9 protein-coding genes and 2 pseudogenes are annotated in these 10,830 nt (G+C 71.8%); 3 read left to right on the forward strand and 8 right to left on the reverse strand.

What is annotated here, in order from left to right; all coding sequences use genetic code 11:
* Both G3I65_RS58030 and G3I65_RS50515 read right to left on the reverse strand, forming a co-directional pair.
* Positions 1-543 (reverse strand): annotated as a pseudogene (locus G3I65_RS58030) (transposase); the annotation flags it as partial.
* A 44-nt stretch (positions 544-587) separates the two neighbouring features.
* Positions 588-1,385, reverse strand: a complete 798-nt coding sequence (locus tag G3I65_RS50515) for a LysR substrate-binding domain-containing protein (RefSeq protein WP_160702989.1) — start codon at positions 1,383-1,385, stop codon at positions 588-590.
* 97 nt (positions 1,386-1,482) lie between these two features.
* Here G3I65_RS50515 and G3I65_RS50520 point away from each other — a divergent pair, with 97 nt between their 5' ends.
* Positions 1,483-2,322: an oxidoreductase gene (locus G3I65_RS50520; protein WP_160702991.1), complete on the forward strand. Its 840-nt coding sequence runs from the start codon at positions 1,483-1,485 to the stop codon at positions 2,320-2,322.
* Here G3I65_RS50520 and G3I65_RS50525 read toward each other — a convergent pair.
* The 5 genes from G3I65_RS50525 to G3I65_RS50545 form a co-directional block, all read right to left on the reverse strand.
* Positions 2,319-3,311, reverse strand: a complete 993-nt coding sequence (locus tag G3I65_RS50525; protein WP_160702993.1) for an IS481 family transposase — start codon at positions 3,309-3,311, stop codon at positions 2,319-2,321. The genes G3I65_RS50520 and G3I65_RS50525 overlap by 4 nt on opposite strands.
* A gap of 126 nt (positions 3,312-3,437) precedes the next feature.
* Positions 3,438-3,782, reverse strand: a complete 345-nt coding sequence (locus G3I65_RS50530) for a VOC family protein (RefSeq protein WP_160702995.1) — start codon at positions 3,780-3,782, stop codon at positions 3,438-3,440.
* 84 nt (positions 3,783-3,866) lie between these two features.
* Entirely contained in the window at positions 3,867-4,535 is a 669-nt protein-coding gene (locus tag G3I65_RS50535) for an ABC transporter ATP-binding protein (protein ID WP_160702997.1), read from the reverse strand.
* Entirely contained in the window at positions 4,532-5,224 is a 693-nt protein-coding gene (locus G3I65_RS50540) for an ABC transporter ATP-binding protein (protein ID WP_160702999.1), read from the reverse strand. Before G3I65_RS50540 ends, G3I65_RS50535 begins: the two co-directional genes overlap by 4 nt.
* Complete coding sequence (locus G3I65_RS50545) at positions 5,217-7,799, reverse strand: FtsX-like permease family protein (RefSeq protein WP_160703001.1); 2,583 nt, start codon at positions 7,797-7,799, stop codon at positions 5,217-5,219. The genes G3I65_RS50540 and G3I65_RS50545 overlap by 8 nt, the downstream gene beginning before the upstream one ends.
* Positions 7,800-8,099: 300 nt before the next feature.
* Here G3I65_RS50545 and G3I65_RS50550 point away from each other — a divergent pair, with 300 nt between their 5' ends.
* Together G3I65_RS50550 and G3I65_RS50555 are read left to right on the forward strand one after the other, a co-directional pair.
* Positions 8,100-9,815 (forward strand): glycosyl hydrolase family 18 protein, encoded by a 1,716-nt coding sequence (locus tag G3I65_RS50550; protein WP_160703003.1) that lies wholly within the window; start codon positions 8,100-8,102, stop codon positions 9,813-9,815.
* 102 nt (positions 9,816-9,917) lie between these two features.
* A complete protein-coding gene (locus G3I65_RS50555; RefSeq protein WP_160703005.1) occupies positions 9,918-10,460 on the forward strand; it encodes a carboxymuconolactone decarboxylase family protein in 543 nt (180 codons plus the stop codon).
* Here the strand turns inward: G3I65_RS50555 and G3I65_RS50560 are convergent.
* A pseudogene (locus tag G3I65_RS50560) lies at positions 10,449-10,830 on the reverse strand (zinc-binding alcohol dehydrogenase family protein); the annotation flags it as partial. The gene G3I65_RS50555 and the pseudogene G3I65_RS50560 overlap by 12 nt on opposite strands.

Consider the following 10,830-nt stretch of genomic DNA (forward strand, 5'->3'; position numbering starts at 1 on the left):
CCCGGTTCTCCGAGGCAGTGAACCCGCGGCGGGCGAGTTCGTCAGCGATGAACCGGTACCCATCGGCCGGATCGTCGGCATGGATCTCGAGCGCGGCGTTGATCAGATGCGCGTCGTCGAAGTCCCGCTGACAGACCGGGGCAGCGCACCACTGGTAGTAGGCCTGCCGGGAGATCCCCAGCACCCTGCACGTCACCGCGGCCGGCACCCGCACGGGGGCGCCGGCCGCGGCCAGTTCACGGACGAGCGGGAAGGCTATTTTCCCGGCAGATTGCCCTGCGCCAGGTAGGCCGCGGCCTTGCGCAGGACCTCGTTCTCCTGCTCCAGCAGCCGGTTGCGTTTACGCAGCTCGCGTAGCTCGGCGGACTCCTCCCGGGTCACTCCGGGCCGGGTGCCGTCCTCGACGTCGGCCGCGCGCAGCCAGTTGGCCAGGCACGATTCGGAGATCCCGAAGTCTTTGGCGACCTGCTTCAACGGGGTCTCGCCGCGGCGAGCGACGGCGACGACGTCGTCACGGAACTCGCGGGGGTAGGGCTTGGGCACGATGACATCCTTCCAGGCGAGGCCGAAGCCTCACAGGTGAGGTGTCAACCAGACCCTGGGCAGACCCGGACGAAGGCGACGCCGGTGCGGCGGAGGCTGTGGGAGGAGCGGGTCAGGCGGGTGACGCCGATGCCGGCCGCGACGAGTCCGAGGAGTCCTTGGACGGTGGCGGCGCGCTGCACGACGTGCGGGGTGAAGCCGGCGGTGGCGAAGTCGTCGTCGTAGGTGCGGTGCCAGGGTTCCCAGCTGGTGCGTGGGGTGAGGACCCACGGTTCGGCGGCGAGGTCGGCGAGTTTCAGTGACGGGCGGCCGGCGAGGGGGTGGTCGGTGGGGAGGACGGCGCAGACCTCTTCGGTGAGCAGGGTCCGGGTGGTGAGGTCGTCGACCAGGGGTGGGCGGGTGAAGGCGAGGTCGAAGCGGTGGTGGCGGAGGCCGTCGACGAGTTCGGCGATGGGGGCTTCGGTGGTCGTGACGGTGAGGCCGGGGAACCGTTGGCGGACGGCGCGGACGATCGGGGGCAGGAGGTAGTTGGCGGTGGTGGTGAGGAAGGCGAGGCGGGCGGTGCCGATTTCGCCGCGGACGGCGCGGCCGAGGGTGGCGACGGCTTCGTCGGCGCGGGCGAGTACCGCGCGGGCTTCGGGGAGGAACAGGGCGCCGACGGCGGTGAGGCGGGTGCCGCGGGCGTCGCGGTCGAAGAGGCGGGCGCCGAGGGTGCGTTCGAGGACGGTGATCTGCTGGGAGAGTGATTGCTGGGCGATGTGGAGGCCGGCGGCGGCGCGGGTGAAGCTGGTTTCGTCGGCGACGGCGACGAAGTAGCGCAGGTGCCGGAGCTCGGGGGTCACAGGTTCTGACTGTAGCTGTGGCAGGAGACCGGTGTTGGCGTTGCGGTGGTGATCTTCCCGAGGATGGGGGGAGGAAAACCACTGGGAGGAACGGAAGATGACGAACACCGACGGCCGCGTCTGGTTGATCACGGGGTGCTCGGCCGGGTTCGGCCGGGAGATCGCGCTGGCCGCGCTGGCGGCGGGTGACCGCGTGGTGGCGACGGCCCGGCGGCCGGAGACGCTGGCGGATCTGCTGGAGCGCGGCGGTGACCGGGTCCGGACGGCGGCGCTGGACGTGACCGACGAGGGGCAGATCGACGCGGCGGTGAAGACGGCGCTGGCGGCGTTCGGGCGGATCGACGTCGTGGTGAACAACGCGGGCAACGGTTCGGTCGGCGCGGTCGAGGAGCTGACGATGGACGAGCTGCGCGGGTTGCTGGAGGTGATGTTCTTCGGCGCGGTGGCGGTGACGAAGGCGGTGCTGCCGCACTTGCGGGCGCAGGGCAGTGGCACGGTCGTGCAGATCAGTTCGATGGGTGGGCAGCTGTCGATGCCGGGCTTCGGGGCTTATTGCGCGGCGAAGTACGCGCTGGAGGGTATTTCGGGGGCGCTGGCGGCGGAGGTGGCGCCGTTCGGGGTGCGGGTGCTGATCGTGGAGCCGGGTGCGTTCCGGACGGAGTTCGGTGGTGGTCGGATGCACCGGTCGCGGGAGATCGAGGCGTACGCGGTGTCGACGTCGGGGACGCGGGAGGCGGTGGAGCACATGGACGGTACGCAGCCGGGCGACCCGGCGAAGGCCGCGACGGCGATCGTGCGGGCGGTCGGGAGTGCGGACGCGCCGTTGCGCCTCGCGCTGGGCGCGGACGCGGTGGAGGCGATCCGGGCGCAGCACGAGGCGCTGGCGGCGGACTTGGCGGCGTGGGAGGACGTCAGCCGGGCCACCGCGCTGGGTTAGTTGTGATGTCCGGGGAGGTTGGTCAGCCGGGTGACCGGCGGCTTGCCGCCGGTTGAGCTGTGGGGTCGATGATGATTGTAGAAGTGCAACCAGCCCGGTAACGCCGCCCGCCGCAGAGTCTCGGACGGGTAGAAGCGGGCGTAAGCCCACCCGTCGGCCAGGGTCCGGTGGAAACGTTCGATCTTGCCGTTGGTCTGTGGCCGGTAAGGCCGGGTCCGTTTCGGGATGATCCCCAGCTCGGCGCACGTGTCGCGCCAGGCGTGGGACCGGTAGGCCGACCCGTTGTCGGACAACACGCGTTCGACGGTGACGCCCAGATCGGCGAACCAGGCCACGGCCCGGCGCAGGACCATGGTGGCAGTGGCGGCGGTTTCGTCGGTGTGGATTTCGGCGTAGGCGACGCGGGAGTGGTCATCGAGCACGGTGTGCACGAACGCGTTCCCGATCTTGGGGTTGCGGTAGGCGTTGCGGGGCTTGCCGGGTGTCGCAGCCCGGTTGCGGTCACCTTGGGCGCGGCCGACGAACCGGTGCCCGCCGCCGTCGGGGATGTTGCCGAACTTGGTGACATCGACATGCAGCAGCGAACCGGGATGGTCGTGCTCGTAGCGGCGTAGTGGTTCGCCGGTGACCCGGTCGATCTGGGAGAGCCGGTTGATCCGGCAGCGCACCAGCACCGCGTGCACCGTGGAGGCGGGTAAGCCGAGCCGGCCGCCGATCTGGACCGGGCCCAGCCGCATGCGCCACCGCAACCGCACGATGCGGCGGACCAGATGCCCGGGTGTGCGGGTCGGGCTGTGCTGCGGACGCGAGCTGCGATCAGCCATCCCGGCCGCGCCTTCGGTGCGGTAGCGCTGCGCCCATTTGCGAGCGGTTTTCGCGGCGACCATGAACATCTTCGCCGCTGCCGTGCAGGTCCAGCCCTGCTCCACGATCAGCCGGGCCAGTCGCAGCCGGGTGCGTGGGGTCAGGGTGGCGTTAGGGTGGGACACGAAGGCCTCCGGACAGGTGATGTGGTTCCTCGACAGCTCCACTTCACATCCGGAGGCCTTCACCTGTCAGCACGACAGGCCGCCAGTGGTCACCTCAACTCGGGACAACGTCCCTGGACATCACAGTTAGTCCTGCAGCAGGCCGAGGACGTTGCCGTCGGTGTCGGTGAAGGTCGCGACGAGGCGGCCGTTGCCGACGTCCTTGGGCTCGTCCTTGACCTTCGCGCCGGCGGCGGTGACTTCGGCGAGCTTCGCGGCGATGTCGTCGACGTGCCAGTAGGTGACCGGGCCGGTCATGCCCTGCTGGGCGCCGTTGGGGACCAGGCCGATGTGCTGGCCTTCGGTGTCGTAGCCGACGTAGTAGGGCGCGTCGGCCTGGGGTTCGGTGCCCAGCAGGGCGGTGTAGACGGCTTTGGCGGCGGCGAGGTCGGTGACGGGGTGCAGGACGGTCTTGATCCCCTGGGTGGTCATCGCGGTGCTCCTGTGGTCGTCGTTGCGGTACGGCTACGACGCTATTCGCGGCTCGCTGACCTGCGCTTCTCGATTCCTGATCGATCAGTCGAGCAGGGCGGTGAGCACGCCGTCGAGGAGGCGGACGCGGCGGTCGGCGATGCGGTGGACTTCGTCGTCGTGGGTGGCGACGATGACCGCCGCGCCCTCGGTCGCGCAGCGGCGCAGCAGGCGCAGGACGCGGGGGGTGGAGCCGGCGTCGAGGTGGGCGGTGGGTTCGTCGGTGAGCAGCACCCTGGGCCGTCCGGCTACCGCGCGGGCGAGGGCGACCCGTTGCTGCTGGCCGAACGAGACCTCGAGGGGGTAGCGGTCGCCGAGGTCGCCGATGCCGAGTTCGTCGAGGAGTTCGGTGACGCGGGCGTGGATCTCGGCGGGGGCGGGGCGGGGGACGTCGGCGCGCAGCCGCAGGGGGAGGGCGACGTTCTCGGCGATGGTCAGTTCGTTGGCCAGGCCGAGGGCTTGGGGGAGCACGGCGCAGGTGTGCCACGGGGGTGCGCCGCTGATGGGGACGCCGTCGAGGAGGACGCAGCCGGAGTCGGGGGAGTCGAAGCCGCAGAGCAGGGCGAGCAGGGCGCTTTTGCCGGAGCCGGAGCGGCCGGAGACGGTGACGAGTTCGCCGGCGGCGACGCGGAGTTCGAGGCCGCGCAGGACTTCGATGTCGCCGCTGGGGTGGGTGAAGCTGCGGCGGAGGCCTTTGGCTTCGACGAGGGTCATGGCAGCGGTTCCCGTTCTTCGACGCGTTCGAGGGTGCCCTTGTGCAGGCGGGCGACCCGGGCGCCGAGGTCGATGAGGCGGTCGTCGTGGGAGGCGACGAGCACGGCGAAGTCCTGGTCGACCAGGTACCGCAGGGTGTCGAGCACGAGGTCGGCGGAGGCTTCGTCCAGTTGGGACGTCGGTTCGTCGGCGAGGATGACGGTGGAGCGGGCGGCGAGGACGCAGCCGAAGGCGAGGCGTTGCTGCTGGCCGCCGGAGAGTGCCGAGATCTTCCAGTCGCCGGTGCCGTGCAGGCCGAGCTGGCCGAGGATGTCGTCGGGGTTGCAGTCGGTGCCGGCGGCTTCGGCGGCGGCGCGGAGGTTTTCGGCGACGGGGAGGTAGCCGAGGAGGTTGTCGGCGGGGTTCTGGAACACGAGGCCGAGGTGGTGGCGGCGCAGTGCGCGGCGTTCGCGGTGCTTGAGCTTGCGGGTGTCGGCGCCTTGGAAGGTGAGGGTGCCGCGGGCGGGTTGTTCGAACAGGCCGAGTACGCGCAGCAGCGTCGACTTGCCGGAGCCGGAGGGGCCGGCGAGGACGGTCATGCCGCGGGCGGGGACGTCGATGCTGACGTCGTCGACGCCGGTGACGATGCCGGCGGGGGTCTGGTAGTCCACGCCGATGCCGCGCAGGGAGAAGATCGGTTTTTCAGGCACGGATCAGCTCCGCGGTCCGGGCGGTGCGCACCGAGCGCACCGCGATCCAGCCGGCGAGGGCGACGACCGCCACGCCGATGACGACGACGGTCAGGACGAAGGGCAGCGGGTCGGGGAGTTCCGAGCGGGGGGCGAGGAACGTGGCGGGGTCGAACCGCGGGACGGACAGGCCGGCCACGGAGACGCCGCACGCGACGCCGACGGCGATGGCGAGGCCGCTGAGCGCGCCGAGTTCCATGAGGTGGCTGGCGAGGAGGGTGCGTGGCCGCATGCCCATGCGGAGCACGAGGGCGCCGGCGAGGGCGTTCTGCCTGCGGCGGACTTCGACGGCGACGAGCAGGGCGAGGATGGCGACGATGCCGAGGACGGCGCCGAGCAGGGCGACGAAGGAGAACGTCCACGAGACGACGAAGAATGGGAGGCCGTCGAGTGCGGATTCGCGGCTGACGCGGTTCGGGATGAAGACGCCGGCGTCGCGCAGGGCGGTGGTGGCGTCGGCCATCGGTGCCTTGGTCAGAACGCTCCACTTCGGGACGCTGTCGAGCTGGGCGTGGCTGAGGACGGTGCGGGAGACGACGTAGCCGGGTGAGGTGCCGATCATCGGGAAGACCGGCAGGTCGGCGGCGGTGACGGCGTCGGGGAGCCCGTCGGGCAGTGCGGCGGTCTGCTTGGGCGTGTGCCCGACGCGGATGACGGGGGTGCCGCGGGGGTCGGGCTGGGAGATCGTGCGCAGGAGGCCGTCGAGGTCGTCGGCCGGGACGCTGTCGACGGCGGCGCCGCGGGCGAACGTCGCGGGGTCGATGACGAGGACGACGCTGCCGGTGCCGGTCAGTTCGCCGACGACGGTGCTGTTGCCGGCGAGGGCGGCGGGCATGGCGACGTCGCCCATGCCGATGGGGCTGTCGGTGTCGAGGCGGGCGTTGCTGCCGACGAAGACGGCGGACTTGGTGTTGAGCGCTTCCTCCTGGCCGCGGGCGATGCCGGTGCCGGTGGCCAGGGTGCCGACGGCGAGGGTGCCGATGACGAGCACGCCGGTCACGGGTGCGCGGGCGCCGGCGAGCCGCCGGATGGCCAGCTGCAGCGCGGGCCGGGACCAGAGGCGGGCGCGGTGGGAGGCGTGCAGGGCGAGCCAGGCCAGGCGTGCGGTGAGCAGGCCGACGGTCAGCACCACGAACACCGGGTAGGTCAGTGCCAGCGGATCGACCTGCGGTAATGGATTTCCGAGCCGGGATCCGCTGCCGTAGTGCGCCAGCCGGGTCCAGCCGAGCCAGGCCATGCCGGCGGTCGCGAGTTCCCAGGGGAAGTAGGCCAGCAGCCGGGCGCGGTTGCCCTTGCGGCGTACGCGGCCGAGTTCGAATTCGCGGTGGACGCGGACGGCGACGATGGCGGCCAGGATCGTCAGCGAGAGGATCAGGGTCCCGGCCGCGACGGCGACGGCCTGCAGTTCGGCGGCCGGGTCGGGGACGCCGGGCGGGCCGTAGACGCTGAGCAGCAGGCGGGCGGCAGTGGCGCCCAGTGCGCCGCCGGCGAAGATCGGGAGGCCGAGTTCGGCGACGGCGAGGCCGCCGAGTGCGGCGGGGCCGCTGCCGCGGGCGGAGAGCAGCCGGAGCTGGGCGTGCCGCCGCTGGTACCACTGGAGCGCGACGGTGCCGAGGCCGGCGCAGCCGACCAGGACGCTGATGAGCGCGAGCGGCAGGATCGACACGAAGACGTTGTCCTGGGCCTGGCGGGCGATCTGCACCGAGCGTTCGAACGTGGGGACGTTGGCGGCGACGAGGTAGCCGAGGCCTCGGGCGGTGAGGTCGGCGCGGACGTCGGCGACGAGGTCCTGGGAGCGTTGCAGCAGGTCTTCGGCGGTGCTGAGGGTGGTGGGCGCCGGTTCGTAGAAGGAGATGTGGAAGTACTGCACCGAGGGCAGGCCGATGGCGCTGATCGCGGTGTCGAAGGTCTTCTGGTCGGTGGCGAAGACGATCGAGTCGATCGGGTCGTCGACGAGCCGGTCGACGACGGCGCCGGACTGCTGGGAGCACCACCAGCGCGGCGGCGGGTCGAGCAGGTCGGCGTAGATGCCGGTGACCGGTGGCAGCGCGGCGCCGTGGAAGCTGGGTTTCGCGCCGACGCCGATGTGCTCGGCGCCGGCGACGACGTTGCCGAGCCACAGGCCGGGCGCGCGCGTGCCTTGCTGCAGCGTCAGGTTGTCGAGGCCGGCCTGGTCGCGGTAGCCGAGGCGGATCTTGTAGTGGGGGTCGCCGTTGAACTCGGTGCCGCGCAGCACGGTGGTGTAGGCGCCGACGACCGGGGCGCCGAAGCCGTGGGCGGGGGCGTGGCGCTGGACAGCCTGGGTGAGGGCGGGGATGTCCTGGACGCGGATGTTGCCCTTGCCGAAGACCGGGCCGTAGCTGTCGGGGCAGGTGATGCCGGTCTGGTAGGCGACGGTCGCGCCGCCGGCGGCGGAGGCCTGCAGGACCGCGGCGGTGCCGAGGAAGCAGGCGAGCAGCGAGGTCACCGCGGCCACGATCAGCGTGAGCGGGCTGGAGAGCGCGGCCTTCGGGGCGGCCCGCCACGGTTTGGTCACTCTGCGTTGTCCAATCTTCCCCCATGTCACCCGCATGGACGCGCACGCTACCGGGAGATCCGGGGTGTTGGAACGTTTTTGTCACGATCGTTAGTCGGGGGACATGGTCACGATCGGGTGGGAACGGGACTTTTCCGGCCAGGCGCAACGGCGGCGGCCATCCGGCCGGTTTAGTGGTCTAGACCTTGACGCCAGGATTGGTCTGATCCAATCCTGAAGGCATTCCCCCGTGCACCGCCGCGGCACGGTTCCCCGCCGGCTCTGGAGCGCTAGATGCGACGACGCAGTTTCCCCGCCCGAATGTCCGTTTTCCTGGCCGCGCTGGCGGTTTCGGCCGGTTCGCTGGTCACCGCCGCCGAAACCGCGCAGGCCGCCACGCCGCTGCCCGCGCACGTGTTCGCGCCCTACTTCGAAGCCTGGACGGGGGAGAGCCCGGCCGCGCTGGCCCAGCAGTCCAGCGCCAAGCACCTGACCATGGCGTTCATCCAGGCCGCCACCAAGGGCTCCTGCACCGTCTACTGGAACGGTGACACCGGGATGCCGATCGCGAACTCGACGTTCGGCGCCGACATCGCCACGATCCGCTCCCGCGGCGGCGACGTCATCCCGTCCTTCGGCGGCTACACCGCCGACAACACCGGCACCGAGATCGCCGACAGCTGCACCAGCGTCGACTCCATCGCCGCCGCCTACGAAGCCGTGATCACCACCTACGACGTCCCGCGCCTCGACATGGACATCGAGGACAACTCCCTCACCAACTCCGCCGGCATCGACCGCCGCAACAAGGCCATCAAGAAGGTCCAGGACTGGGCCGCCGCCGGCGGCCGGTCCCTGCAGATCTCCTACACCCTGCCCACCACCACCCACGGCCTCGCCGACAGCGGCCTCGCCGTGCTGCGCAACGCCGTCAGCAACGGCACCCGCGTCGACGTCGTCAACCTGATGACCTTCGACTACTACGACAACGCCGCCCACCAGATGGCCACCGACACCCAGACCGCCGCCACCGGGCTGGTCTCCCAGCTCGCCGCGCTCTACCCGGGCAAGACGCAGGCGCAGCTGTGGGCGAGCGTCGGAGTCACCGAGATGATCGGCGTCGACGACTTCGGCCCCGCCGAGACGTTCACCACCGCCGACGCTGCGACCGTCTACAACTGGGCCGTCTCGAAGGGCATCAACGAGATCTCCTTCTGGGCCCTCCAGCGCGACAACGGCAGCTGCCCCGGCGGCGCCGCCGCGGACAACTGCTCCGGCATCGCCCAGGACACCTGGTTCTTCAGCCACGCCTTCGAACCCTTCACCGGCGGCACCTCCGTGCCCGGCAACGACTTCTCCGTCACCGCGAACCCGGCCTCGGCCGCCGTCGACCCCGGCAAGTCCGCCACCGCCACCATCACCACCGCGGTGACGTCCGGCTCCGCGCAGCAGGTCGCGCTGTCGGTCACCGGCGCGCCCGCCGGCGTCACGGCGTCGGTCAGCCCGGGCACGGTGACCGCGGGCGGTACCGCGACCCTGTCGGTGAGCACCACGACCGCGGCCGTCCCCGGCGTCTACCCGCTGACCGTCACCGGCGCCGCCACCTCCGGCAGCCACAGCGCCACCTTCACCCTCACCGTGAACGGCACCCCGCCCGCCGGCGGCGTCGTCAACGGCGGCTTCGAAACCGGCGCGCTGAGCCCGTGGAGCGCCGCGGGCGACGCGATCGTCGCGTCCCCGGCCCACTCGGGCACGCACGCGCTGCAGGTCGTGCCCACCGCCTCGGCCACCGGCGAAGCGGCGCAGAACGTCACCCTCGCCCCCAACCACGCGTACACGCTCAAGGCGTGGGTCCAGGGCAGCTACGCCTACGTCGGCGTCCGCGGCGGAGCCAGCGCGAGCACCTGGACCTCCAGCAGCGGCTGGACCCAGCTGTCGGTGCCCTTCACCACCGGCGCGTCGGGCGCGGTGACGGTCTACGTCCACGGCTGGTACGGCCAGAGCGCCCTCTACGCGGACGACTTCAGCATCAGCTGAGACGTCCGGCGGTGGCCCGGTTGCGCAAAGCGGAGGTTGGCCGGGCCGCCGCGGGGCGAAAGACTCGCGGCGAGGATCTTTCGCCCCCAGCCAGGAGGACCGATGCCGCACATCCCGCTCGACCCGGCCCTGCCCGGGATCTCGGCCCTGTTCGCCTACCGGCCGGAGACCGCGGCGCCGCTCGGGCAGCTGGCCGAGGTGCTGCTGCGCGGTCCCAACTCCCTCACCGTCGGCGAGCGCGAGCTGATCGCGGCCGTGGTGTCCAATGGCAACGAGTGCCGCTTCTGCACCGGCAGCCACGCCGCCGCGGCCGCCGAAACCCTCGACGGCGGCCGCGCGGTGGTTGACGCCGCGTGCGGCGGGATCGACGACGCCCCGGTGTCGCCGAAGATCAAGGCGCTGCTGTGGATCGCCCTCGCAGTCCGCGAAACCGGGCGCGCGGTCACCGACGAGCTCGTCGCCGCCGCCCGCGCCGAGGGCGCCACGGACGTCGAGATCCACGACACCGTGCTGATCGCGGCGTCGTTCTGCCTGTTCAACCGGTACGTCGACGGTCTCGCCACGGTCGCCCCCGACGACCAGGCCGTCTACGACCAGATCGGCAAGCGCCTCGCCGTCGACGGCTACGCCGGCCTAGGGAACTAGGACCACGCGGCCCGGGCGGGTCCACGCGCGGGCCGCGTCCTGCAACGCGACCCGCGCGTAGTCGACGGTGAGGGCACCGGTCAGCGCGTGCCCGACCACCGTCAGGAGCGCGTCGCGGCGCTCGTCCGCGCTCAGTTCGTTGTTCGTGTAACCCCGCACGCGCAGCGACCGGCTGCGCAGCACGGCCGACGAGAGCGGGCTCTGCTCGCCGGCGGAACTGCCCAGGTTGACCAGGCGCCCGCCCGGGCGCAGCGCGTGCAGTGCCGCGGCGGCCGGGAGCCCCCACACCGGGTCGATCGCCAGGTCGGCGGGGTGTTCACCGAGCCGCCGCGCGAGGCTCCCGACGTCGTCGCCGGCTTCGAGCCGGACA

It is taken from the genome of Amycolatopsis sp. SID8362 (genome assembly GCF_010550475.1).
Taxonomy (GTDB): domain Bacteria; phylum Actinomycetota; class Actinomycetes; order Mycobacteriales; family Pseudonocardiaceae; genus Amycolatopsis; species Amycolatopsis eburnea.

Coding starts and splice junctions, on each gene's coding strand:
- G3I65_RS50550 (WP_160703003.1), top strand. CDS start 8,100: ATGTCCGTTTTCCTGGCCGCGCTGGCGGTTTCGGCCGGTTCGCTGGTC.
- G3I65_RS50520 (WP_160702991.1), top strand. CDS start 1,483: ATGACGAACACCGACGGCCGCGTCTGGTTGATCACGGGGTGCTCGGCC.
- G3I65_RS50535 (WP_160702997.1), bottom strand. CDS start 4,535: ATGACCCTCGTCGAAGCCAAAGGCCTCCGCCGCAGCTTCACCCACCCC.
- G3I65_RS50530 (WP_160702995.1), bottom strand. CDS start 3,782: ATGACCACCCAGGGGATCAAGACCGTCCTGCACCCCGTCACCGACCTC.
- G3I65_RS50555 (WP_160703005.1), top strand. CDS start 9,918: ATGCCGCACATCCCGCTCGACCCGGCCCTGCCCGGGATCTCGGCCCTG.